At 69.4% G+C, this 24,811-nt stretch carries 22 protein-coding genes and 1 tRNA gene; 15 read left to right on the forward strand and 8 right to left on the reverse strand.

Features of this window, described 5'->3' with window-relative positions; genetic code table 11:
- Positions 1–421: 421 nt before the first annotated feature.
- Complete coding sequence (locus H976_RS0118205) at positions 422–1,408, reverse strand: pirin family protein (protein ID WP_027862706.1); 987 nt, start codon at positions 1,406–1,408, stop codon at positions 422–424.
- A gap of 138 nt (positions 1,409–1,546) precedes the next feature.
- Here H976_RS0118205 and H976_RS0118210 point away from each other — a divergent pair.
- Positions 1,547–1,619: transfer RNA gene (locus H976_RS0118210), tRNA-Lys, on the forward strand.
- Between the two features lie 42 nt (positions 1,620–1,661).
- Here the strand turns inward: H976_RS0118210 and H976_RS0118215 are convergent.
- The 3 genes from H976_RS0118215 to H976_RS0118225 all read right to left on the reverse strand — a co-directional run bounded on the left by H976_RS0118215 (position 1,662) and on the right by H976_RS0118225 (position 5,741).
- The gene (locus H976_RS0118215) at positions 1,662–2,264 is read right to left on the reverse strand and encodes a hypothetical protein (RefSeq protein WP_027862707.1); all 603 of its coding nucleotides are present in this window, start codon (positions 2,262–2,264) and stop codon (positions 1,662–1,664) included.
- Between the two features lie 232 nt (positions 2,265–2,496).
- Entirely contained in the window at positions 2,497–4,038 is a 1,542-nt protein-coding gene (locus H976_RS0118220; RefSeq protein WP_027862708.1) for a hypothetical protein, read from the reverse strand.
- Positions 4,039–4,217: 179 nt separating this feature from the next.
- A complete protein-coding gene (locus tag H976_RS0118225) occupies positions 4,218–5,741 on the reverse strand; it encodes a hypothetical protein (RefSeq protein WP_027862709.1) in 1,524 nt (507 codons plus the stop codon).
- Positions 5,742–5,964: 223 nt separating this feature from the next.
- Between H976_RS0118225 and H976_RS27175 the strand changes: the two genes are divergently transcribed.
- Positions 5,965–6,966, forward strand: coding sequence for a lysylphosphatidylglycerol synthase transmembrane domain-containing protein (locus H976_RS27175; RefSeq protein ID WP_051277008.1), 1,002 nt, complete (start codon positions 5,965–5,967; stop codon positions 6,964–6,966).
- Here the strand turns inward: H976_RS27175 and cls are convergent.
- Entirely contained in the window at positions 6,938–8,422 is a 1,485-nt protein-coding gene (gene cls / locus H976_RS0118235) for a cardiolipin synthase (RefSeq protein WP_231388981.1), read from the reverse strand. The two genes, H976_RS27175 and cls, sit on opposite strands and share 29 nt — an antisense overlap.
- Before the next feature lie 126 nt (positions 8,423–8,548).
- Here cls and H976_RS27180 point away from each other — a divergent pair, with 126 nt between their 5' ends.
- The gene (locus H976_RS27180) at positions 8,549–9,667 is read left to right on the forward strand and encodes an AI-2E family transporter (protein WP_051277009.1); all 1,119 of its coding nucleotides are present in this window, start codon (positions 8,549–8,551) and stop codon (positions 9,665–9,667) included.
- A gap of 21 nt (positions 9,668–9,688) precedes the next feature.
- Here the strand turns inward: H976_RS27180 and H976_RS0118245 are convergent, their stop codons facing one another.
- A complete protein-coding gene (locus H976_RS0118245; RefSeq protein ID WP_155918503.1) occupies positions 9,689–9,892 on the reverse strand; it encodes a hypothetical protein in 204 nt (67 codons plus the stop codon).
- Between the two features lie 227 nt (positions 9,893–10,119).
- Here H976_RS0118245 and H976_RS0118250 point away from each other — a divergent pair, with 227 nt between their 5' ends.
- The 6 genes from H976_RS0118250 (at position 10,120) to H976_RS27185 (ending at position 16,638) form a co-directional block, all read left to right on the forward strand.
- On the forward strand, positions 10,120–10,611 hold the full coding sequence (locus tag H976_RS0118250) for a DUF1269 domain-containing protein (RefSeq protein ID WP_027862712.1): 492 nt from the start codon (positions 10,120–10,122) through the stop codon (positions 10,609–10,611).
- Between the two features lie 41 nt (positions 10,612–10,652).
- Complete coding sequence (locus H976_RS0118255; RefSeq protein WP_027862713.1) at positions 10,653–11,165, forward strand: DUF1269 domain-containing protein; 513 nt, start codon at positions 10,653–10,655, stop codon at positions 11,163–11,165.
- A gap of 104 nt (positions 11,166–11,269) precedes the next feature.
- The gene (locus H976_RS0118260; protein WP_027862714.1) at positions 11,270–11,686 is read left to right on the forward strand and encodes a hypothetical protein; all 417 of its coding nucleotides are present in this window, start codon (positions 11,270–11,272) and stop codon (positions 11,684–11,686) included.
- A gap of 202 nt (positions 11,687–11,888) precedes the next feature.
- A complete protein-coding gene (locus H976_RS30960; RefSeq protein ID WP_255337327.1) occupies positions 11,889–14,549 on the forward strand; it encodes a LuxR C-terminal-related transcriptional regulator in 2,661 nt (886 codons plus the stop codon).
- Between the two features lie 113 nt (positions 14,550–14,662).
- Entirely contained in the window at positions 14,663–15,283 is a 621-nt protein-coding gene (locus H976_RS0118270; protein ID WP_027862716.1) for an HdeD family acid-resistance protein, read from the forward strand.
- Complete coding sequence (locus tag H976_RS27185) at positions 15,280–16,638, forward strand: hypothetical protein (RefSeq protein ID WP_051277010.1); 1,359 nt, start codon at positions 15,280–15,282, stop codon at positions 16,636–16,638. The genes H976_RS0118270 and H976_RS27185 overlap by 4 nt, the downstream gene beginning before the upstream one ends.
- On the opposite strand, the gene H976_RS0118280 is transcribed toward H976_RS27185, so the two are convergent.
- A complete protein-coding gene (locus tag H976_RS0118280) occupies positions 16,547–17,524 on the reverse strand; it encodes a YhjD/YihY/BrkB family envelope integrity protein (RefSeq protein ID WP_027862717.1) in 978 nt (325 codons plus the stop codon). The genes H976_RS27185 and H976_RS0118280 overlap by 92 nt on opposite strands.
- Positions 17,525–17,630: 106 nt before the next feature.
- On the opposite strand from H976_RS0118280, the gene H976_RS27190 reads away from it, so the two are divergent.
- The 4 genes from H976_RS27190 to H976_RS0118300 all read left to right on the forward strand — a co-directional run bounded on the left by H976_RS27190 (position 17,631) and on the right by H976_RS0118300 (position 21,227).
- A complete protein-coding gene (locus H976_RS27190; protein ID WP_051277011.1) occupies positions 17,631–18,149 on the forward strand; it encodes a potassium channel family protein in 519 nt (172 codons plus the stop codon).
- A 75-nt stretch (positions 18,150–18,224) separates the two neighbouring features.
- Positions 18,225–18,632, forward strand: a complete 408-nt coding sequence (locus H976_RS27195) for a hypothetical protein (protein WP_051277013.1) — start codon at positions 18,225–18,227, stop codon at positions 18,630–18,632.
- A gap of 15 nt (positions 18,633–18,647) precedes the next feature.
- Positions 18,648–19,106 (forward strand): SRPBCC family protein, encoded by a 459-nt coding sequence (locus H976_RS0118295; RefSeq protein ID WP_155918506.1) that lies wholly within the window; start codon positions 18,648–18,650, stop codon positions 19,104–19,106.
- Positions 19,107–19,919: 813 nt separating this feature from the next.
- Positions 19,920–21,227: an HNH endonuclease signature motif containing protein gene (locus H976_RS0118300; protein ID WP_027862719.1), complete on the forward strand. Its 1,308-nt coding sequence runs from the start codon at positions 19,920–19,922 to the stop codon at positions 21,225–21,227.
- A 352-nt stretch (positions 21,228–21,579) separates the two neighbouring features.
- On the opposite strand, the gene H976_RS27200 is transcribed toward H976_RS0118300, so the two are convergent.
- Positions 21,580–21,978 (reverse strand): nuclear transport factor 2 family protein, encoded by a 399-nt coding sequence (locus H976_RS27200; RefSeq protein ID WP_051277015.1) that lies wholly within the window; start codon positions 21,976–21,978, stop codon positions 21,580–21,582.
- Between the two features lie 132 nt (positions 21,979–22,110).
- Between H976_RS27200 and H976_RS0118310 the strand changes: the two genes are divergently transcribed.
- Both H976_RS0118310 and H976_RS0118315 read left to right on the forward strand, forming a co-directional pair.
- Positions 22,111–22,467, forward strand: coding sequence for a hypothetical protein (locus tag H976_RS0118310; RefSeq protein WP_027862720.1), 357 nt, complete (start codon positions 22,111–22,113; stop codon positions 22,465–22,467).
- Positions 22,468–22,652: 185 nt separating this feature from the next.
- Positions 22,653–24,695 (forward strand): ATP-binding protein, encoded by a 2,043-nt coding sequence (locus tag H976_RS0118315; protein WP_027862721.1) that lies wholly within the window; start codon positions 22,653–22,655, stop codon positions 24,693–24,695.
- Positions 24,696–24,811: the final 116 nt, after the last annotated feature.

Consider the following 24,811-nt stretch of genomic DNA (forward strand, 5'->3'; position numbering starts at 1 on the left):
ACTCACCCCAGACGGAGACGGACCGTAGGCCGCATGTGCGGCCTGCGGTCCGTTTCGTGTCGTGTCCGGTGGTTGAGTCATGCTCGCTCGGGCAGGCCCCCGGGGCCGAGACTCTGCCCAACGTGGTGGCGGATGTCGCGGGTTCAAGTCCCGTTACTCACCCCAGACGGAGACGGACCGTAGGCCGCACGTGCGGCCTGCGGTCCGTTTCGTTTCGTGTCCGGTGGTTGAGTCATGCTCGCTCGGGCGGGCCCTGACGTGACACGAGCACTGAACGCGGCGCCTGCGGTTCTGTGCAGTTCACGTTTCTGAACCGCAGATGTTCTGTACGCCGCCCGGCAGAGCCGGAAGTCTTGCGGCCTAGGAAAACCGCTCCATGCACAGCGGCCCTCCCCGTACGACGGGGAGGGCCGTTGTCGGGTCAGTCCTCGGTCGTGGTCAGCGTCGTCGGAGCGTTGTGCACGCTCGGGATGGTGCCGAGGCGACCCTTCTGGAAGTCCTCGAACGCCGTGAGGACCTCGGCCTTGGTGTTCATCACGAACGGTCCGGCCCAGGCGACCGGCTCGCGGATCGGCTGCCCGCCGAGGACGAGCACGTCCAGGGCCGGCGTACGACTGTCCTGGCTGCCGGCGGCCCGCACGGTCACGAAGTCACCCGCACCGAGGACGGCGAGGTTGCCCATCCGCACCGGAGCGCCTTCGTCGCCGACGGTGCCCTCGCCCGAGAGCACGTAGACGAGCGCGTTGTAGTCGACCTCCCAGGGAAGGTCGAGGCGAGCGCCGGGCTCGACGGTCGCGTGCACCATCGTCATCGGGGTGTACGTCGAACCGGGGCCCATCGTGGAGCCGAGGTCGCCCGCGATCACGCGCACCAACGCGCCCGCGTCCGCCGACGTGGCCAGTCCCACCTGCCCGCTGCGGATGTCCTGGTACTTCGGCGCGCTCCACTTGGCGTCGCGCGGGAGGTTCACCCAGAGCTGGATCCCGTGGAACAGGCCGCCCTGCTGCACCATCCACTCCGGCGGGGCCTCGATGTGCAGCAGCCCGCTGCCGGCCGTCATCCACTGGGTGTCGCCGTTGGTGATGGTGCCGCCGCCACCGTGGCTGTCCTGGTGGTCGAAGGTGCCGTCGATGATGTAGGTGACCGTCTCGAAGCCGCGGTGCGGGTGCCACGACGTGCCCTTGGGCTCGCCGGGTGCGTACTCGACCTCACCCATCTGGTCCATGTGCACGAACGGGTCGAGGTCGCGGAGGTCGACGCCGGCGAAGGCACGGCGTACCGGGAATCCCTCGCCCTCGTAGCCCTTCGGCGCGTCGATCAGCTGCTTGACCGGACGCACGGTGTCGCCGAGTCCGGGCGTCTTGAGTCGGTCAAGGACGGTCAGGTCGTCCACGGTCACAGCAGGCATCGCGCACCTCCGGTTTGGGTCGAGTATGACGCTCAACACTGATTGAACGTTCAATGTTCCCGCGTGGCCGGGAGCACCCGATCTCGATTTCGTCCGGCCCGGGCTGACTGCTAAGGTTCCAGTCGCTTCAACGCGCTCGCGCCATTAGCTCAATTGGCAGAGCAGCTGACTCTTAATCAGCGGGTTCGGGGTTCGAGTCCCTGATGGCGCACCGAAGCAGCCCCTGACCGGCGGAGACGCTGGCAGGGGTTTTTCATGTCGCGGCGCCCTGCGGCCGGCCGCCGGTCATGAGCGTGGTCAGCTCCTGAAGGACTTCGGCAGCCCTGGCAACCTCGAGCGCGAAGGCCTCGTCCGAGACCAGCACCATCCGGGCCACCTGGGCTGCAGCGGCAGTCACGGCACTGGCGACGATCCTGGCGGCGAGGGCCGTGTCCTCGGCTGTCGCCAGGGCGGCCGCTTCCACGGTGCCCGCGAGCTGTGCCGCCGCGCCGCCGTCCTCGAGCCCGTCGTCGGCCAGCCCCTCGAGGGCGACGGCCGCGGCTTGCTGCACCTGGGCCGCGGCCACGTCCGCACGGATCTGGACGCGTCGGGCGGTCCGCGCTGCCTCTCGCGCCACCGCCACGGCCGCCAGGTCGGCGGCCGTGGTCCGGTCCCTTCGGGTGCGGGCCGCTGCGGCCGCCGCGGAGGCTACCGCCAGTGCGAACGCCTCAGCAGTGGTGCGAACAGCTGGCTCGACGCCTTCCGCGCTCTGGTCCTCCCGACGGGGCGCGGGGATCCGCAGCAGCTCCTGGTCCGGATAGGGGCTGTACAGGATCGCGTCGACGTCGCGCCCCTCCCCCGGTGGTTCCAACGACATGACGACCTTCCTCGACCAGGGCTGCGGTGGGCATCCGCTGCCAGATCCGACTCGGGCACGGAACCGAGGGCGAGGGCGGGTCTGGCGTTGCCTCCGGAGCATAGGCGGCCGGGGTCCGTTTCGCATATGGCCGAGTTGTCCGGGTCGAAACTGGTCCGGTCTGCGGGCAGCTTTCTGCGGCACGAGCGTGAGAAGTGCGGTCAGGACAGGTGGGCTGGACTAGTTGCCGCCCTCACCTCGGCGGCACCATGAGGTCGCTGTAGATCAGGTTGTGGTCAGAAGGCACCGACCCGTTGTCGGTCCAGTTGTAGATGTTGGCGTAGCTCTTCGAGCCGACGATGCCCTTCATCATGATGTAGTCCGAGCGCGGGCCCACGCCCGAGGCGTTCGGCACCTGCCGCGCGCTACGGACCCCGTTGACGTTGTTGACGGTGGAGTAGGTGTGGCCGTACCGCGTCCGGGTGGCCATCGCGTCGTAGTAACCGGCCCGGACGAGGGTCGGCTGCGCGGGTACGTACCCGGCCACGTCGCCGTACGGCTCTCGTCCGTAGCGCAGGTCGCCGGCGATGATGATCGGGGCACCGACCTTGTCGGCGGCGTTCATGGCGGCCATCGTCTGGCGGGCATCGAGGGCGGTGTCGGCGTTCGTCTGCAGCCGGGTCCTGGTCGGCTCCTCGACGTAGTGCACCGAGGTCAGGTAGAAGGACTCGCTGCTGGCACTGATCTTCTTGACGGCGATCAGCCGTGCCCACGGGGTCACGAGCGGCAGGTTCGGCTTGTGCGGATTCGTGACGCTGTAGGCGCCGGAGCCGAGGAGGGTGAACAGGTCGCTGCGGTAGAGGATCTGCTGGTTGTTCGACGCGGTGTCCACCAGGCGCCACGGACCGCCGAGGTAGCCGAGCACCGAAGCCCCGGTCGCGTCGTTGGCCTCCTGCAGCGCCACCACCGTCACCCCGTGGCTGCTGATGTTGCGCGCGACCGACCGGGCGCGAGCACCGGTCGGCTTCAGCATCACGTTGTAGGTGCCGAGGCGCACGGGATCACCCCGCTTGGGGGCGGGAGGGGTCGGCCAGCCCGGCACCCACCTCGACACGCTCGAGGACCAGCCGGTCGTGAAGTAGGCGTTGTCGGCGATCACCCGAGCGAAGACGGGGTTGGCGTAGGGCACGGCGAGCATGCCGTCACCGGGACGAGGCGTCGCCGGGACTTGGTGGGTCGCACTGCGCGTGTACTGGTTGAGCCAGCCGGCGCTCGTGTACGTCGCGGCACCCGGCCAGCTCCCGTAGTACGCCGGCGACCACCGCACCCGGTACCGCGATGCGTTGGGCACGTAGTTCCAGCTGAACCGCACCGCGCCCACCAGGCCTCCGGCCGTGACCACGGGCACACCGGCGCGTCGGTTGGCGAAGCCGAACCGCCAGGTGCGAGACCACGGCCCCACCACGCCGTTGCGGTAGGCCCGGACCTGGAACAACCACGCGCTACCGCGCCCCAGTGGCTGGGTGTAGGCGCTGTGCGCGGTGCCGCTCCACCTGGCCCGGGAGCGGGCGAGGGCCGACTTCGTCGAGGCGTAGCGGAGCTGGTACCGGATGCCGGGCACCCGGATCGGCTTCCAGGAGACCTTGAGCCTGGCGTGGTACCAGTCCTCGCCCACTCGGGCCATGGCGCCGATCCGGCTCAGGCCCCGCGCTTCGGACGGAGCCGAGACCAGCCCCGTCAGCGCGAGGCTGCCGAGGGCAGCGCCGACTGCCAGTGATCGCCACGAGTGATCCATCGCACACCTCCGAGACCTCCACCACGCGAACGTGCCGGTGATCCCGTCGGGCCCGATCCCACGGCGAGGACCCTCACGCACGTTGTCCCAAGAGCCGAGACGTGCGGTGTCAGGTTGTGGACAGGTTGCCTCCCGCCCGAAGCGGGCAGGTCACCCGAATCGGGCGAAGTGTGCGGCAGCTAGTTGGTCGGCACCAGGATGTCGCTGTAGACGAGGTTGTGGTCCGACGGCACGGTGCCGCCGTAGCTCCAGTTGGTGACGTTGACGTACGACTTCGAACCGACGATCCCCTTCATCAGGATGTAGTCCGAGCGCGGTCCGAGACCCGCCGCGTTGGGCACCTGTCGCGCCGAGGGGTTGCCGTCGGTGGAGTTGTACGTCGAGTAGGTGTACCCGCTCATCGACTGGGCTGCCATCGCGTCGTAGTAACCGCCACGGACGAAGGTCGGCTGCGCCGGCACCTGCCCGGGGACGTCGCCCCAGGGCTCGCGGCCGTAGCGCATGTCGCCCGCGACGATCAGCGGCTCGTCGGCGTAGTCGACCTGGCTGAGTGCGGCCATCGCCTGACGAGCGGCGTCCCCGGTGTCGGCGTTCTTCTGCACCGCGGTCTTGCTGGCGTTTTCGGTGAAGTGCACCGAGGAGACGAAGAAGGCCTGGCTACCTGCACTCACGGGGGTCTTGGAGGACAAGCGCGCCCAGGGCGTGACCACCTTGTTGGCAGGGTCTCGCGGGTTGTCGACGAGGTAGCTCCCCTGGCCCAGCAGGTTGAACTTGTCCTTGCGGTACAGGATCTGCTGGCTGTTCGAGGACGTCGGTACGGCGGCCCAGATCGAGCTCCCGAGTGCCCTCACCAGGGCCGTGGCCGTGTTGTCGTTGGCCTCCTGCAGGGCCACCACGGTGAGACCGTGCGAGCCGATGTTCTGCGCGGCTGCCGTGGCACGCGTCCCCGAGGGGTTCAGCATGACGTTGTAGGTGCCGAACCGGACCGCGTCGCCGGCGGCGGGCACCGGCGCCTTCGCCCAGATCGGGACCCACGTCGAGATGTGCATGCCGGAGCCGTTGGTGATGAACTGGTTCTGGGCCTGGACCTGACCGAAGATCGGGTTGGCGTAGGCCACCGCGAGCATCCCGTCACCGGGCTGCGGGGTCGTCGGCAGCGTGTACGTCGAGCTGCGGGCCGTCTGCGGGAGCCAGCCCGTTGTCGTGTACGTCGCGTCGCCGGGCCAGCCGCCGTACCAGGCCGGGGACCAACGGACGCGGTAGCGCGAGGCGTTGGCCGAGGTCGGCCAGTTCCACTGCACGGCACCGGGAAGTCGGGTGCCGGTGACCGTGGGCGTGTTCGGCCAGCGGTTCAGGAACCGCAGCTGCCGGGTCGCCGACCAGGGACCGACCATGCCCTTCTTGTAGGCGCGGACCTGGAAGAACCAGGCCTTGCCGCGGTCGAGCGGGCGGGTGTAGCTGCCGCGAGCGGTGCCGGACCACAGCGGACGGGTCCTGACCAGCGCGCTCGGCGACGGGGCGTAGCGCCACTGGTAGGTGACGCCCTTGACGCCCCTCCAGGAGACCTTGAGCTTGCCGTGGTACCAGTCCTGGCCCACGCGAGCTATCTTGCTGACCTTCTTGAGTCCGCGCGCCTCGGACGGGCTGCTGCCGAGGGCAACGAGCGCGAGGGCGCAGACGAGAGCGCAGACCAAGCCACGCATGAGACGTCCCACCACTGACCTCCACGATCTCCCACCACGGGTTAGTTATTAAGACTAATCGGACATTTAGTATTTGTCTCTCAAAAGACTTATACAGGTACATAAAGTCCGCATGGTGGATCGTCCACGGTGCCCGGGGAGCGCTCCCCCGATCCGGGTGAGGGCTGCTCGCACCCGGGTGCCTAGCGTTCGAGGCGTCCGACGGGCGGCCCGGGAGGCGATCGTGTGGCACCTGGTACGTCGCTGGGGGCCCCGCGCCGTCGGGTTGCTGGTGACAGCGATCGGCGTCTACGTCGTGGCGCCGAGCGTGGTCGCCCTGCTCGGCGAGTGGCCCTCGCTCCGCGACGTGCGCCCGCTGTGGTTCGGGGTGCTGGTCGTCCTGGTGGTCGGCGGCTGGTCGTGCCTCTGGGTTTTGGTCCGCACCCTGCTCCCCGGCACCCCGTGGACGACGGTCGGTAGCGCGCAGCTCGCCGGCCTGGCCACCGGCTGCGTGCTCCCGGGAGGTGCCGCGACCGGGACCGTCGTACAGGCCTCGATGCTGGTGCGTGCAGGCCACCAGCCCGGAAAGGTCGGCGCCGCCCTCGGCAGCGTCGGCCTCCTGACGACCGGCATGCTGCTCGCACTGCCGATCCTCACGGTGCCGGCCGTGATCATCAGGCCGCCGCCGGCCAGGCAGCTCCAGCTCGGGCTCGTGGTCTCACTGGTCGTCGCTGTCATGCTCGTGCTGGTCGGGCTGGCCCTGCTGCACTGGGACTCGTTCGTCGGCGTCATCGGCCGCACTGCAGGCCGGGCCGTCCACCTGGTCCGACCGCACGTGTCAGCCTCCGCGGTGGCCGAGCGGGTGGTGGCCCAGCGCGACGCCGTGGCCGCGGCGTTCGCCGGTCACTGGGGACGCGCCCTGGGCGCCGCCGCCGGCAACCGGATGCTCGACTACTCGGCGCTGGTGGCCGCGGTGTACGCCGTCGGCGGTCGCGCCCGGCCGTCGATGGTGCTGCTCGCCTACGTGCTCTCGCTCGCCCTGGCGCTGGTGCCGGTCACTCCCGGCGGCGTCGGGTTCGTCGAGGCCGGGCTGACCTCGATCCTGGTCCTCGCCGGAGTCAGCAGCGACCAGGCCGTGCTCGGCACGCTGCTCTACCGGTTGTTCTCGTTCTGGCTGCCGATCCCCCTGGGCGTCCTGGCCTGGACGGGGTGGCGCTTCACTGCAGGGCAGCGGTCAGGCGCATGACGTTGTCGACGTACGTCGCTCCCCGACCCCGGGAGCGCCACTCCTCGAGGGTCAGCTCGGTGGAGAGGGACCGGTACTCGTCCTGCACCGCCCGCATCCGTCGTACGACGGCCGAGCTGGTCATCATCATCACCACCTCGTAGTTCAGGGCGAACGAGCGGTAGTCCATGTTCGACGACCCGATGACGGCGAGGTCCTCGTCGACGGTGAAGTGCTTGGCGTGCAGCACGAACGGTGAGGGATAGAGCCAGATCCGCACACCGGCCTCGAGCAGGGCCGCGTAGTAGGAGCGCTGCGCGTGGGCCACCATGAACTGGTCGGCCTCCGCCGACACGAACAGCTCCACGTCGACGCCCCGCTGGGCCGCGGTCGTCACGGCGTACAGCAGCGACTCGTCCGGGACGAAGTAGGGACTGGTCAGCGACAGCCGACGACGAGCGCGGTAGATCATCGAGTTGAACAGCCGGAGGTTGTTCTCCGTGACGAACCCGGGACCGCTCGGCACCACCTGGCAGGACACGTCGCGCACGGCGTCTCGTCGGGCCGGGGCCGGCGGGACCGCTTCGAGGGTGGGCGTGAGGTCCTCGAGGGTCTCGGCCCGCCAGTCGGTCGCGAACACCACGTTGAGCTGGCGTACGACGGGACCGGTGACCCGCGTCATCAGCTCGACCCACTCGCGACCGGCCTTGTGGTTCTTCGGCTTGTCGTAGCCCGGCTCGATCAGGTTCTGCGAGCCCATGAACCCGACCCGTCCGTCGACCACGAGGATCTTGCGGTGGTTGCGCAGGTCGGGTCGTCGTACCTCACCCTTGAGCGGAGCGATCGGCAGCATCGGTGCCCACCGGACCTTGGTCGCGTCGAGCCGTTCCTTGAACTGCTTGTAGCCCGGGATGCCGCGCGAGCCGAGGTGGTCGAACAGGAACCGGACGTCGACCCCACGCTCTGCGGCAGCCGCCATCGCCTCGAAGAAGTCCGAGGTCCGGTCGTCCCACGAGGAGATGTAGAACTGCACGTGCACGAAGCGCTGGGCGCCCTCGATCTCGGCACACATGGCCGCGATCGATCCGTCGTAGTCGGGGAAGAGCTCGACGCTGTTGCCTGCGGCCATCGGCAGCGCACCGAGCCGCTGGTTGAGCCGGGTCAGGTCGTCGACGTTGTGGCGGACCCCGTCCGACCGCGGGGGGTCCTCCTGCTGACCCGATACCGCCTCGAGCACGCGTGCGTTCACCTCGCTCTGCCAGGCGCGGCGCTTGCGTCCGACGCTGGTGCTGCCGAACAGCAGGAAGGCGACGATGCCGAGGTACGGCACGGCCAGGATCAGGATCAACCAGGCCATCGCGGTCGAGGGCTTCCGGTTGCCGGGCAGCACCCCGAGGGCCAGCACACAGATGACGATGTTCGCCAGAACCAGGGCTGCAGCAAGCAGCCCGGCAAGCCACGCTGCACCCTCCGACACCCCTGCACGCTAGGAGGCGCGCGGCGCTGCAGCGTCACCCGAGACGGGTGAGCCCCGGAGACGAGGCCGGACGCGACCATGAGCGGGGCCGGTCACGCGCCCGAGGCAACCGGAGCAAGGAGTCACGTGTCCTCTTCTCCCGCTGAAGTCCCGCCCGCGGCCCCGGAGGCCGCCCGGGTACTGCCCCGTGCCTTCATCGTGCTGTTGAGCTTCGCGGCTGCGACTGTGATCATCGCGGGGCTCAGGGGCGCGAGCGGGCTGGTGGGACCGGCCTTCCTCGCACTGGTGCTGACCATCGCGTCGTACCCGATGCGTCGGTGGATGGACCGGCACATGCCCAGCTGGCTGGCATCGCTGCTGTGCCTGCTCTTCGTCTACCTGATGGTCGTGGTCCTGGCGATCTGCATGATCGTCGCGACCGCGCGGTTCGCCCATCTGCTGCCCCAGTACGAGGACGAGTTCAACGCCCAGATCAAGAACCTGACCGACGCGCTGGACAAGCTGGGGGTCAGCTCCAGGGAGCTGCAGGACATCGCGAGCTCCTTCGACTGGAGCAAGCTCACCAGCATCATCACCGGGATCCTCAACGGCGCGCTGGACCTCGTGGGGAACCTGGTGTTCATCCTCACGCTGATCCTGTTCATGACGATCGACGGCAGCCAGTTCCCCCGTCATCTCACGGCGGCCCGCGAGGCTCGTCCCGCGCTGATCGGCGCGATGGAGACCTTCGCTCACGCCACCCGCAGCTACCTGATCGTCTCGACGGTGTTCGGGTTGATCGTCGCCGTGCTCGACACCCTTGCCCTCGCCCTCATCGGCGTACCCGCGCCCGGGGTCTGGGGACTGTTGGCCTTCCTGACCAACTACATCCCGAACATCGGCTTCGTGATCGGCTTGATCCCGCCGGCGATCCTGGGCCTGCTCGAAGGCGGGCCGGGGATGATGCTCGCGGTGATCGCCGTCTACTGCGCTCTCAACATCGTCATCCAGTCGGTGATCCAGCCACAGGTGGTCGGTGACGCCGTGGGCCTCTCGACGACCCTGACCTTCATCTCGCTGGTCTTCTGGGCCTGGGTGCTCGGGCCGTTGGGCGCCGTGCTGGCCATCCCGCTGAGCCTGCTCGTGCGAGCCATCCTGGTCGACGCCGATCCGGACAGCCGGTGGGTGCTGCGGCTGGTGGCGAACAGCGACCTGATTGCCAAGCCCAAGAAGACGCGACGGCGACCGCGAGCCCCGGCAACCTGACCTGCCGGCCGTGGAGGCCGGTCAGTCCTCCGGGATCGTCACGATCTCCACGACGTCGATGCCGAGCGAGTTCAGGAGGTTCAGGACCCCCTGCAGCTCCTCCTGGTCGGTCATGTCGCCCACCAGCGTGGTCTGGGCGCGATGTGTCCTGGTCGTGAGGTGCGGGAAGGCGCTCACCAGCTCGTCGGTGAGCTCGCCGTCCACCCGGATGAGCATCCTGGTCATGGGCATCACGGCCGCACCGTTTCGTTGCCGTGGAAGTGACGGACGACGGAACTCACGGTCACTCCTCTCTACCTGGTGGAGGACCAGAACGTAGGCCGAGCGCTCCGCCCGACGCCTCACCGGATTCGGGCGAGCCCGGCCGCCGATCCATCGGTTGTGTCGCGCCCTCTGCGCATTCACGGGATTCGGGTGAGGCCGGCGACTCGCGGGGCATCGAGTCTGGCGCCATGGCGACACTGACAGTCTGGAGGTTCGACAGCCCCGAAGGGGCGGACGAGGCGTCGCGCACGTTGCAGGAGCTGGCGCGGCAGGACCTCCTGGTGCTCCATGACGCGGCCACGGTGACCTGGGAGCGGGGCAAGAAGAAGCCGAGGACGCGCCAGCTCGCGCCCAGCACCACGGGGGCAGGAGCGCTGGGCGGCTCCTTCTGGGGGTTGCTGTTCGGGATGATCTTCTTCATGCCGCTCCTGGGGGCAGCCATCGGGGCTGCGACCGGAGCCATGGCCGGCTCGCTCAACGACGTCGGGATCGACGACAGCTTCATCAACAAGGTCCGGGACCAGGTCACGCCGGGAACCTCGGCCCTGTTCGTGCTCTCCTCCGACACGGTGATCGACAAGGTCCATGCCGCCTTCTCCGGCCTGCGACCCGCCGAGCTTCTGTTCACCAACCTCAGCACCGAGCAGGAAGCAGCGCTCCGGGACGTGTTCGCCGACTGAGTCGGCGGCGTCGCGCGCCAGACCTCCGAGAACGGACCACCATGCCCAGCCTGACCGTGTGGCGCTACGACACCCCCATGGGGGCAGACGCGGGCGGGGTGCGCCTGAAGGACCTCGAGCAACAAGGGGCGTTGCGGGTGCACGACGCCATCACGGTCACCTGGCTGAAGGAGGAGTCCCAGCCGCGGATCGGCCAGCTGCGGCACGCGACGACGGCAGCAGCAGGCAAGGGCACCCTGCTCGGCGGGCTCATCGGCATGGTGGTGCTGGCCCCGGTGGCCGGCGCCGCGGCCGGTGCTGCGATCGGCGCGGTCGCGCACCGGCTCCGCGGGACCGGGGTCGACCGCTCCCTGCTCGAGGAGGTCAAGGCCGCGCTCGCGCCGGGTACGTCGGCACTCATCGTGCTCGCCAGCGACGTGGATCTCGACGCCGTCCGCCCGTTCCTCGACCGGCGTGACTCGGTGCTCATCCACGCCGAGCTCAGCCAGGACGCTCCCGAAGTGCTCGCATCGGCGATCAAGCGCGCCAAGACTCCCCCGGTCCGCAAGCGCTGACATTGGCCCATTCCGGGTGATCCCGCCCGTGTGGCCCGACTCCTATCTTCTGGCAACAACCCGATCCCCCGGGAACCGTCGTACGCCCGACGTAGGAGGACCAGATGAGCACAACATCGTCACACCGGGACTACGAGAACTCCACCAAGGGCGCGTGGGCGCTCGGTGGCGCCGCCTTCGCCGGCGTCATGCTGGCCACGCTGGGGGCCTTCCAGGCCCTGCAGGGCATCGCCGCGATCGCCGACGACGAGGTCTACGTGCGCGGCATCAAGTACGCCTACCAGTTCGACCTGACCACGTGGGGCTGGATCCACCTGATCCTGGGCGTGGTCGCCATCGCCACGGGCATCGGCATCCTCGCGCAGCAGACCTGGGCGAACGCCGTCGGCATCGCGATCGCGTTCCTCAGCGCGCTGAGCAGCTTCGCGTTCATGCCGTACTACCCCTTCTGGTCGATCACCATCCTCGCCTTCGACATCTTCGTGATCTGGGCGCTCTGCTCCATCCTCGCCAACGACTGAGCCCGGAGAACCGGCGGACCAGGCTCCGCTCACCCCCTGAGGGTGACGCGGCCGGTCAGCGACGTCCCTACGGTCGACAGTAGGAGGGGGGCCGGATGCCCCTCCCCTGCGGTGCAGATCGATCCATGACCGACTCGGGCGGCCGCGGAGCTGGAGGGGTCCTCGCAGGTTGCCGTTTTCGGTCCACGACGGGAGAGCGGCCATGCCGGAAAAGCCTGCGGTGCGCAAGAAGTCCGTGTCGTCGCCGCCACGCTCCAAGAAGGCAGCCCGTCTTCCCGAGCAACGCGCCGAGGAGACGGAGTCGGCGGTCCCTCGGCTCCCGCGCGTCTACGTCCCTCGTGCGCGCCTGTGGAGCCGGCTCGAGGACGTGACGGCGAGCGGGGTGACGCTCGTGGTCGCGCCGGTCGGAGCCGGCAAGACGCTCGGAGTGGCGGGCTGGCTGCGGACGACCGGCCGGGCAGCACAGACGACGTGGATCCACGCCGACGTGACCTGGTCTCCCGCACGCATGGAGCAGCTGCTCACCGACCTGGCCGAGGGTGACCCGTCCGAGGCGCGCCTGCTGGTGGTCGACGATGCCCACCAGCTGCCGACCGCCACCCAGCGGTTGCTGGACAACCGGCTGGTCAACACCCCGGAGAGCCTGCGACTCATCCTGCTGTCGCGCTGGGACCTCCCGCTCACCCGGCTCGTGCCCGAGCTGATGGGTGACTTCTCGATCCTGCGCGGGGACATCCTCCGGATGGGCGACGAGGAGTGCATCCCGCTCGTGGTTGAGCACGCCCGCACCGACCATCCGGAGGTCATCCGGTCGGTCGTCGACCACTCCAACGGCTGGGTCGCGGCCGTCGTGCTCGCGTCGCGGGCCATCGCAGCCACCCCGGATGCGGTGACGACCGCGCGTCGCTACGTCAGGGGCGACGCGAGCATCGCCGATCGACTCGCGAGTGAGGTGTTCGCCGCCCTCCAGCCGCGCGAGCGCCACCTCCTGCTGTGCGTGGCGAACGAGGAGGTGGTCACCACCGACCAGGCGGCACACCTCTCCCACGACCCGCGGGCCGGCGAGGTCCTGGCCAACCTCGAGGCGACCGGGCTGCTGGTCACGCAGCTACCCGCCGACCCGTCGACCCCGGACTCCTCGCGCTACCGCATCCACCCACTCCTGATCGAGGCAGTACGGCGACGGCTGGTCGCCGGGGGCGTCGACGTCGCCCAGGCGCAGGCCACCATCCTGCGCGCGGTCCGCCTCGACCTGGCCAGGGGTGAGACCGAACGCGCCTTCGGTCGCCTCGTCTCGGCCAACGAGCCCGAGGAAGCCGCCCGGGTACTGGCCGAGGAGGGCATCACCATCCTGACGCGGGGCCACGGCTCCACGATCGCCGCCTTCACCCGGGCGCACCCCGACATCGTCGAGTCGGCCCCCGACACGTGGTTCGTGCTCGGACTCGAACGGTGGCTCGGCAACGACGCCAGCGGCGCCGGCCACTGGCTGGACCGGGTGGTGGCCGACTCCAAGGAGGCCGAGCATCGCGACGCACTGTGCCCCCGCATCGCCTGTGCCCGGCTGCTCCGCGCCCGGATGGGTGCCGAGCCCGTGGTGGCCGCCATCGGCCATGCCCGCAAGGTGGTCCTGGCGCACATGCGCACCAGCGAACCGGAGCCGTTGCTGCCGCTCCTGGTCGCCGAGCTCGGCATGGCCCAGGCCTGGCTCGGTGACCTCACCGAGGCTGAGGTCAACCTGACCACGGCAGTCTCCCTGAGCCGTGCTCGCGGGCTGACCGCGTTGACGGCGGCCAGCCTGTCCCACCTCGCCCTCACGCTGTACATGCAGGGACGGGAGAGTGCCTGCATCGAGATCGCCAACGACGTGCTGCAGCAGCTGCCGATCGGCCGCACCGTCTACGTCGGCGCGCGGGTCGAGCTGGCGCGCCAGCTCGCGATGCTGTGCGACGTCCCGTGGCCGGCCGGGCAGGTCGTGCCCGACGCAGCTGCGGAGGCGGCCATGCCGCTCCACATCGGTGATCCGGTCGGCCGGTTCTGGGCCCGGCTGCGCGACGCCCGGCTGGCCCTGATGGCGGGATCGGTCTCGGCCGCCGAGCAGATCCTCGAGGTGCCCCCCACCTGGTTCCCGATGCCGGAGCACCTGCGCGTCGTACTGGTGCTCGAGCGCGGGTTCCTGGCCAGCCTGGCGGGTGACCCGCAGGCGTTGCGGTCCTGGGCCGAGGAGCTCGTCTCGCTGGGCGCCCGTGGTGAGGCACAGCTGCTGACCGGGCTCCGGCTCGAGCTGGAGAGCGACCGGAAGGGCGCGGTCCAGGCGTTCGCCGCGGCGCAGGAGGATGTCACCTACTCGCAGCCGGCCAGCCGAGCGCTGGCACTGACCTGCGAGGCGCAGCTGCTCGACGTGCTCGGTCACCACGACGACGCGATCACACGACTCCGGGATGCCGCCACGCTGACCGAGGTACGCCGCAACGCGGTGCCGTTCCTGGGGTGGAGCCGGCAGGGCACGCCGATGGAGACCCTGCTCGAGCGGCTCGAGAAGGAGACACCGACGTCGTGGATCCACGAGATCGCCGCCGCCGCGAAGGGTCGGCCCGACATCGCCTCGATCTTCGCTCCGATGACCGCGACCCCGCGTGAGCGCACGCAGGCGACCGACCCGACCGTGCGCCCGTCCTTGAGCGCCCGCGAGCGGGAGGTGCTCAACGAGCTGGCCCGCGGGGCGACGTACGCCGACATCGCGGCCGAGCTCTTCGTCTCGGAGAACACCGTGAAGACGCACGTCTCGAGCCTCTACGGCAAGCTCGCAGTCACCCGTCGCAGCGAGGCGCTCGCCGTCGCGCGCAACCTGCACCTCCTCTGAGGCCGCGCCCCAGGCGGAGCCACCCGATTCGGGCGAGGTAGCACCGACGAGCCCGGCGCCACCATGAAGGCGCATCCGTCCTGCGGGTCGATCGAGCACGTCAGGAGAACGGCATGAGCGAGCACACCGGAAGTCGCGGCCATGACGACCCGGGCCTGGAGTTCGTCACGGAGACCAGGACGACCACGCTCGCCGAGCACTGGGGCCTGGTGCTGGCCTACGGCGTGCTCACGTTCGCCATCGGCGCGGTATTGGCCGCCTGGCCCGGCGAGACGCTCAAGGTGCTCGCCATCCTGCTGGCGATCCAGCTGATCCTGATGGGCAGCGTCCAGATGTTCCTGGCGCTGGGCTCGGCGTCGTACGACCGGAACCGTCGGTGGGTCGTCGGCCTGACCGGAGTCCTGGCCGTCGTCATCGGGGTGCTGTGCCTGACCGACCCGATCCAGACCCTCAAGGTGATCGGCATCCTGATCGGCATCTTCTGGATCGTCGTCGGCCTCGGCGACCTCGTGGGTGCCTTCCTGCCGAGTACGCCCGGCTCGCGCATCTGGGACATCGTGAAGGGAGTCGTCAGCATCGGCGCCGGCATCTTCCTGGTCGCCAACCCGAAGGTGTCCCTGGGCTTCCTCGTCATCGTCACGTGCGTGTGGCTGCTCGGCTACGGGTTCATCGTCATCGTCGGCGCCCTGCGACTGCGCACCGAGCACATCCACTCCGTGCACCCCGTGTCATGACCTCCACCAGTGATCCCGACGGCGATCGGTCGGCGCAGACCGAGGTCGAGCGGCTTCGGGCCGAGGTCGACCGTCTGGCGGCCGCCCTCGACCACGAGGATCCGCCGGACGCCGCCGCGAAGTCGGCCGAACCGCGGTCCCAGTGGTGGCGCAAGATCATCGTCGGCGTGTGCGTGCTCCTGGCCGCCGTACTGGCACCGCTGGCCGTCGTCGCGACCTGGGCGCACGACGCGATGTCGGACACCGACCGCTACGTGCAGACCGTCGCCCCCCTGGCCGACGACCCCGCCGTCCAGGACGTCGTCATCACGCGGATCAGCGACGCCATCACGAGCCGGCTCAACGTGCACGAGATCACGCAGGAGGCGGTGGACGCCCTCGCCCAACGCGGCCTGCCACCGCGAGCCGCCGAGAGCCTCGGGGCGCTGCTCCCGGCCCTGGACAACGGCATCGACAACTTCGTGCACACCCAGGTCACCAAGCTGGTCCGGTCCGAGGAGTTCGCCGCGGCCTGGGAACAGGCCAACCGCGAGGCGCACACGCAGATGGTCGCCGTGCTGACCGGGAAGACCGGCGACGCCGTCGAGGTGAAGGGCAACGCGGTGCAGCTCAACCTGGCCGTGCTGATCAACACCGTCAAGGCACGTCTGGTCGACCGTGGGTTCACGTTGGCCGAGCGGCTGCCGACGATCACCGCGACGTTCACGCTCTTCGAGTCCGCCGACCTGGCCAGGGCGCAGACCGGGTTCCGGCTGCTCAGCGCGTCCTCGACGACGCTGCCGATCCTGGCCCTGCTCTTCCTTGCCGCGGCGGTCGCGCTGTCGCGCCGGCACCGCCGTACGCTGATGGTAGGGGCGCTGGCGGTGGCCGCTTCGATGCTCGTCCTGGGGGCAGCACTCAACCTGTCCCGCATCGTCTATCTCGATGCCATCCCCACCGACCGGCTGCCCTCGGATGCCGCCGCTGCGATCTTCGACCAGTTGGTCTGGTTCATCCGGCTCAACCTCCGCGCACTGCTCGTGCTGTTCCTCGCGGTCGCGTTCGTGGCCTGGGTGAGCGGCCCCGAGCCGGCCCCCGTGTCCGTACGACGCGGCACGTCGCGCGCACTCGACGTCGTCCGGCACGGCTCCGACCGCGCCGGCCTGAACACCGGCCCCTTCGGCCTCATGCTCGGTCGCTACCGGGGTGCGATCCGCGGTGTCGTGCTCGGCCTGGTCGTGGTCCTCTACGTGATGGCGGCCCATCCCACCGGCGGCTACACGATCACGCTGCTGGTGGTCGCGGCGGTCGTGCTTCTGGTCGTGGAGCTGCTGGCGAGGTCGCCGGAGCCGGCCGCAACCGACGTACCCACCTAGTCGCGAACGCGCGGATCATCTGGTCCTCGGCGACGACCCGGCCCACCGTCGCGGTGACCACCATGACGCCGGCGAAGCCCACCAGCCAGGTCGCCACGGCCAGGACCAGGCCGAGCGTCCCGAACTGCCGGGCGCTCTGGGCGACGTACGTCGGCATCACGATGCTGGATCCGCCGGTGTAGATGGTCAGCGCCGTGCCCGTGACAGCAGCGGGGAACGCGAGCTCGCGCCACGGCACCCGGCTGAACAGCAGCACCCGCATCGACCACCACCAGATCACACTGTTGAGCGCCGCTGCCAGCAGGAACCACAGCGGCTCGAGGACGGGGATGTCGAGCGCCTTCTCCACCCAGGTGACTCCCGCGATCAGCTGGGAGGCGATCAGCCAGCCGAACAGCCACGAGAGGCAACGACGACGGCCCACGACGCCACCCCGGTGCTCGAGCTGCCACACGCGCTCGTACATCCGCTGGATCGCCCGCGAGAAGCTGGTGGCCGAGAACAACGTGATCAGGATGCCGATGATGCCGGTCGTCCTGCGCACCGCTTCGGCGTCGATGCCGGTGCCTCCTGAGCCCTCGACGCTGGACACGCCCTCCTGGACCGCGGCGTGACCCCCACCGGTGATGCCGAGGACGTCCTCGAACCGATCGACCGCGAGGGCGATGGCCTCGTGTGGCAGGAAGGAGGCCAGCACGATCAGCAGCGGCAGCAGCGCGAGCAGGGCCTGGGCGCCGATGACCATGGCGCGGTCGACGATCTCCACCCTGACCAGCTCGTCGACGGTCCGTCGGACGGGCGGGACGGTGTCGAGGATCCGGTAGGCCAGTGCACGGGCGCGTCCGACCGTCCGTCCGAACGCTGCCCGGAGGTCAGCGACGCGCATGGTCCAGAGTCTCGGCTCCCCGCCCGTCGGCGATCACCCGCTCCGGGTGAACCCGACCTCCCGCGGATGCGGGCACCCTTGAGCGGTCTACCGGACGGAGGCAGGCATGGGCTGGGTGCGCTGGCTGAGGCTGTCGGGCGTCCTCATCCTCATCGTGACCCTCTACTTCGTGGTACCGGTGTCCGGCCACGCCATGCGCGACGCGGTGGCACGGGTCGTGCTCGCGGTCCTCGTCCTGGTCGGCCTGGCCGTGCTGATGGTGCGCCAGCTTCGCCTGCAGCTCAACGACACCACCCGGAAGATCGACGGCCTGATCATCGGGATCCTCCTGGTGGTCGTCGTCTTCGCCTACGCCTTCTACGTGCTGGAGCGCCGTGATCCCGGCCAGGTCGCCGGGTTGCACACCCGCGTGGACTCGCTGTACTTCGTGATGAACAACCTGACCACGATCGGCACCGGCGACGTGCACGCGACCGGACAGATCGCTCGCGGACTCGTGCTCATCCAGATGGTGTTCAACGTGGTGTTCGTCGCGACCACGGCGACCTTCCTGACCACGCGCATCCGGGCCGTCGTACAGGCACGAGTCGCGGAGCGGCGAACGCAGGAACCTCCCGCGAGGTGAACCGCGCGGGCCCTCCCCCCGTTTCCCCTGATGAGGCCTTGCTCCCGCGAGACCCATCCACGAAAGGGAGAAGCCATGAGGATGCGCCTCCTCACCGCACTCGCCGTGCTGGTCTCGGCGTACGTGCACCTGAAGCTGTGGTTCGACGGGTTCCGTGACCTGGACAAGATCGGACCTGCGTTCATGACCAATGCGATCGGCGGCGTCGTGATCGCCGTCCTGCTCGTCGTCTGGCGACACTGGCTGCCGCCGCTGCTCGCCGTCGGCTTCGGACTCTCGACGCTCGGGGCGTTCATCATCTCCGCGAGCTGGGGGCTGTTCGGTCTCCACGAGCAGTGGACCGGTTGGGCCGTCTGGACGGCCGCCGGTGCCGAGGTGGTCGCGATCATCGCCGGTGCCGTCGTACTCCTGCAGGAGCGGCGGTCGCACTCGGCCGGCTCCCCACAACCCGGCGTCACCCTGCGCCGGCCGCAGCTGCACTAGGGGCATCATGGGTTGATGTCGACGACGAAGGCCCACCGGCACTTCAAGGCACCGCGCTCGCGGGTGTACGCCGCCCTCATCGACCCCGCGGACATCGCTCGGTGGAAGGTGCCGCGCAGCATGACCAGCGAGGTGCACGAGTTCGACGGGGAGTCGTTCCGCATCTCGCTGACCTACGACGCCCCTGATCGGGCCGGCAAGAGCAGTGCCCACACCGACACCTACCGAGGCCGGTTCGCCGAGCTGGTCGCCGACGAGCGGGTCGTCGAGATCGACGAGTTCGAGACCGACGACCCCGACCTCGCCGGCCCCATGACGATCACCATCACGCTCACCGACGCCCATGGAGGCACCGACCTCACCGCCGTACACGAGGGACTGCCGGCGGCCGTCCGCCCCGAGGACAACGAGGCCGGCTGGCAGGAGTCGCTCGACCGCCTGGCCGAGCTCGTCGAGGGCGACGCGAGCGGGTAGTTGAGACCGCTCGGGCTGGTCGGTCGCTCAGGGTCAGCGAGAGTCGTGGTTTCCGTGGGCGGGGGTTGCGGTGGCGTCCCGACGCCTCTGTTCGCGTTCCGGCGGCGGGGGTTCAGATCCTGTGGTTGCGGTCGCTGGGTTCGGGAAGTGGGTCCGTCACGGTTTGCTTGGCATTCGGTGGTCGAGTAGCGAGCGCCAGCGAGCGTCTCGAAACCACCCACTCCCGCATCGGCCGCGACGGACAAGGTGGTCGAGCAGCGAGCGAAGCGAGCGGACAGTCGAGACCACTCGGGTTGGTCGGTCGGTCGTGTTGACGAGAGTCGTGGTTCCCGTGGGCGTGGGGTTGCGGTGGCGTCCCGATGCCTTTGTTCGGGTTCCGGCCGCGGGGGTCCAGATCCTGTGGTTGGGGTCGCTGGGTTCTGGCAGTGGGTCCGTCACGGTTTGCTTGGCATTCGGTGGTTGAGGAGCGAGCGCCAGCGAGCGTCTCGAAACCACCCCTCACTGTGCGCCCCCCCCAGCGTGCAAGGTGGTCGAGCAGCGAGCGAAGCGAGCGGATAGTCGAGACCACTCGGGCTGGTCGGCCGGTCTGGGTCAACGAGAGTCGTGGTTTCCGTCGGCGTGGGGTAGCGGTGGCGTCCCGGATGCCTCTGTCCGCCTTCCGGCCGCGGGGGTCCAGATCCTGTGGTTGCGGCGGTCGGGGTTCTGGCAGTGCGTCCGTCACGGTTTGCTTGGCATTCGGTGGGGGTCAGAAGAGTTCTCCACACCTTCGAATCTCTGGGCGAAACTGTCGGTGCCGCCGTCTAGAGTTTCTCCATGGACACCACCACCACTCTCACCGCAGCCGAGGTGATCGACCGTGTCCAGGCAGCCCGCGCGCTGGCCCACCAATGTGAAGTCGAACAGCTCTACATGGCGATCCACTGGGCACTTCTGTACCCCTGTCGTGATGAGTCCCCGGCGGGCTGGGAAGACGACCACGGCATCTTCGCCACCGCATCTCGCGCGCCGCTGGCTGGTCCGGGTGCGCCGCTGGTCGATGAGTTCGCGCCGGCGTCCTTCGCGGCCGCCCTCGGCATCTCCCTGGAGGCGGCCAAGCAGCGGATGGCCGATGCCCTGGAGCTCGTCTATCGCCTTCCCCGGCTCTGGGAGCTCGTGCTCGACGGTCAGATCCCGGTGTGGCGAGCCCGGGCCATCTCCCGGGAGACCCACGACCTCTCACCAGAAGCAGTGGCGTTCGCCGACCGGCTCATCTCCGCCACCCCCTCGAAGATCGGACTGGTCGACGCCGCCCGCCTCGTCCAGGAGGCACGGCTGTACTTCGACCCCGACCGCGCTGTGGCCGACGAGGAGGAGGAGCTCGCCCGACGCGGAGTGTGGCTACGCCACCGCGGCAACCCGGCCACCACCGACGTGGTGATGACCCTGGACACCCCCGACGCCTTGTTGCTCGACCAGACCGTCGGCCGGATCGCCGGCGAACTCAGGAGCCTCGGCGACACCGACCAACTAGACGTTCGCCGAGCCCGGGCGGTCGGGATCCTGGCCGACCCCCAGTACGCCCTCGACCTGATGTCCGGCCGCGAAGGCGCCGCACCCAGCCCGGGCAGCGTTCTCGGCGCGGTGAACCTCTACGTGCACCTCGATCCCGACCAGCCCGGTGCAGTGTCGATCGAGAAGCTCGGTGCGGCCACCGACCAGCTCCTCACCGACTGGCTCACCCGGTATGCAGCCGTCGGCGGAAAGGTCATCGTCCGACCCGTCCTCCACCTCAACGACACCACCGCCTCCACCGCGGTCGACCAGCACGACCCACCCAGTGCGATGCGGGAGCTCTGCATGCTGCGCGACGCCTACTGCGTCTTCCCCGGCTGCATCCGCGACTCCCGGTCCTGCGACCTCGACCACATCACCACCTACATCCCCATCGCCGACGGCGGACCCCCCGGCCAAACCAACCCGCTCAATCTCGCGCCTCTCTGTAGGACGCATCACCGGATGAAGACCTTCACCTCCTGGGACTACAAACGTCGAGACGACGGCACCTACATCTGGACCGCACCCACCGGACACCAGTACGAAGTCCCGTCCATCTCCCGGCGACCACCGCGACGAACCAACTGATCCGCCACCCCGGCCAGCCCCAGCCGGGGCCACACCCATGCCGTGAGACGAAAACCTCCCCGAACCACGGCCGCAACCCCAGGATCTCGAGCCGAGCGACCGCACGCCGACCGAAGGCGCCGGGACGCCACCGCAACCACAGCGGAGATCGACCACGTACCCCGTCAACCCGGAGCCCCGACCAAACCGAGCGGGCCCGGAAGCACCACCAGGAAACGCACGCGCAGACACTCGCCCACCTCCGCCTCCGCCACGGCCGTGGCCACAGAGCAGACCCCGTGGTCTCGAGACGCTCGCTGACGCTCCCCGCACAACCACGGGACCTGCCAGGCGACCGGAAGCCACGCCAGCCCTACGGCTGGTACAGCTCCTTGACGGCTTCGTCGATGCTCGTCTCCTTCTGGTCGACAGGTTCCATGAACAGGCGGCCCTCGGCGATGAGCCCGCTGCGCAGTACGGCGACGATCACGCCGCTCATCGCGAAGCCGGTGCCGTCGGCGTGGGTGCCCGACCACGACCACTCGCTCCAGACGGCGTCGCCGTCCTGGGCGCCGCCGACGAGGGTGGCGGCGAAGTCGGGGACGCCGTCGAACACCGCGGTCCAGTTCTCGAGGACTTGGGGTCGGCCGACGAACTCGCGGCCCGGGTGGGCCGGCTGGACGCTGCGGTAGTCCTCGGCGAACAGAGCGGCCAGCTGTTGGGGGTCGTGGGAGTTGAACGCGAGTCCGAGAGCGTCCAGGAAGTCGTTCATGCGAGCACCTCCCGAGAAGCCTAGGACAGCTTCCGGCGAGACCGTCCCGTTTGTCCGCGGATCAGCCCGGGTAAAGGTTCCAGGAGGGACCAGGCGCCTGTGCAGTGCAGGCGCCGCAATCAGGGAGAAACCATGAAGTGGGTTGTCATCATCGTGATCATCCTGGTCGTGCTCATCGCGGCCGTGCTGATCAGTGCAGCGCTGAAGCGGAAGAAGGACCAGGTTGCGCGCGAGCGGGCCAGTGAGCTGCGCTCGGACGCCGCCGCGACGGGGGCGACCACGGCAGTCCAGGAGGCGCGGGCGCGCGAGGCGCAGGCGGAGGCCGACCGGGTGCGTGCCCAGGCCGACAAGCTCGAGGCCCACGCCGAGGCTGAGCGCACGTCGTACGACATGACGCGCGCCCAGCAGGAGGACCACCTGCGTGAGGCCGACCGCATCGACCCCGATGTGGACGTGGAGTCGGAGCGCGCGCGGCGCGACGAGGTCTGACCACACCGCACAGCACTCCAGCAACGGCCGGACGCCTCGGGCGCCCGGCCGTTCTGCTTGCCCGGTGAAGGCCGTTCACAGGCCGCGCGACACCCGGCGACGAATCTTCGACAATGCCTGCATCCGTGGGCCAAAACTGGTCTAGTGAGAGCCGCATCACCCCCTTCCCTGTGACAGGAGAACCGGTGGCGACCACGCCGCGTGCACGCGTCGCGGGCTTGATGCTGCTCACGGCAGCTCTCGGGCTGGGAGCCGTGCTCTCCGCCCCGGCCGGCACGCACATCGGCGGCATGTGGCCGGTCGGTCTGGTCTCCGGCGTCCTGGTGTACGCCGGACGGCGGGCGGCGCCCTATCTCGCCGGCGCCTTCCTGGTGCTCGCCCTCGCCACCTTCGTCCTGGGCGGGTACTCCCTCGGCGTCTCTGGCGGGTACGCCGTCGCGATCGTCGTCGAGGGTCTCGTCACCGTCCAGGTGCTGACCGTCCGGTGGGGCTACGGCCGTCGCCTCAACGACGACCTCGACCTCGCGCGGTTCACGCTCGCTGCACTGGTGGGCGCGGCGACCGGCGGCGTGTTGTTCGCCCTCACGGCCGGGATCGCCGGGTTCGGCGTGCCGTGGGAGGTGCTGGCGATGGCGTTCGGCTCCCACCTGGCCTCCCAGCTGATCGTGCTGTCGCTGTTCATGGAGGAGTTCCGCCACCCGGGCGAGAGCGGCCGGGCCGAGACCTGGCTCCGCTGGGCCTTCACGGTCGTCGTCACGCTCGGAGCGTTCATCTCGGTCAACGCCCCCGGCATGGTCTTCTTCGTGCTGCCGCTGATCGCCTGGGGCGCCCTGCGAGCACCGATGCGCGAGGCGCTCTGGCAGCTGGTCGTGGTGGCCACCCTCGCGAGCACCCTCATCCAGCTCGACCGGGGACCGTTCCGGGATCTCGACGTGCTCCAGCAACGCTCCCCCGAGCTCCAGAGCGGACCCCAGATCGCCTTCCTGCTGGGTTGTGCACTGGTCTGCCTCCCGTTCGCGACAGTGGTGGCCCGTTCGCGTCAGAGCGCGGCCGAGGTCGTCAGCGAGCGCGAGCGGTTGAGCCGCATCGTGTCCGGGGCGACCGGCATGGCCATCATCGAGACCGACGAGCACGGCCTGATCACCCTGTTCAACCCCGGAGCCGAGGCGCTCCTGGGCTGGACCGAGGAGGAGCTGCTCGGCAGACGGGCCGACATGTTCCACTCCGAGGAGGAGATCGCGAAACAGGCCGCCGATCTCGGCGTACCCGCGACCCTGCGCGACGTCGCCCTGCACAGCGCGCAGCCGGAGATCGGGCCGCGGGACTGGCGCTACATCCGCAAGGACGGCCAGGTCCGCACGATGTCGATGGTGCTGGCGAAGATGACCGACAAGGGCGGCACGGCTGTCGGCTACCTCAGCACCGCCGAGGACATCACCGAGCGGGTGCGCGCACAGAGCGCCCTCGAGGGAGCCCTGCAGACCGAGCGTCGCGCCGTGGCCCACCTCACCGAGATCGACCGCACGAAGGACGCGTTCGTCTCCAGCGTCAGCCATGAGCTCCGGACCCCGATCACCAACATCGTCGGCTACCTCGAGCTGCTCCTCGACGGGGCGTACGGCGAGACCTCGGATGCGCAGCACGAGGCACTCGGCCGCATCGACTCCAACAGCCACCGGCTGCTCGAGCTGATCGACAACCTGCTCACGCTCTCCAGCCTGGAGTCGCTGGACGTGCAGATGATCAAGCAACCGGTCGACCTGCGCGAAGTGATCCGGCGCTCCGGCGAGAGGGTGCACCTCGACGCGACCGAGCGCGGCCAGCGCCTCGACGTCGACCTCCCGATCGAGCCGGTCGTCGTCCTCGGCGACGAGGAGCACCTCGAGCGGATGGTCTCCAACCTGGCCACCAACGCGGTGAAGTTCACCCCGGACGGCGGCCACATCACCCTGCGCGTGCGTGCCGAGGGTCCGCGCGCGTCGATCGAGGTCCAGGACACCGGAGTGGGCTTCCCCGAGGAGGAGCGCTCGCTGCTGTTCAACCGCTTCTACCGCACCACCCACGCGCAGACCGAGGCCGTCAGCGGCAGCGGGCTCGGACTCTCGATCGCCCGCAGCATCGCCCAGCTGCACGGCGCCCGGATCAGCGCCCGGTCGAACCCGGGAGAGGGCTCCACCTTCACCGTGCAGTTCGACGAGGAGGGGTACGGCGCGCTCGCGTCGTTGTGAGCACTCCTCCCGCCTGACGACACAAGTCCGAATTAGGGTATTTCTACCCATCGGTCCATGTATCTGGCCTACCGTCAGCACAGACGAGTCGCTCGCTCGGGCGGCCTGTCATGACC

The organism is Marmoricola sp. URHB0036, from assembly GCF_000426045.1.
GTDB lineage: Bacteria > Actinomycetota > Actinomycetes > Propionibacteriales > Nocardioidaceae > Marmoricola.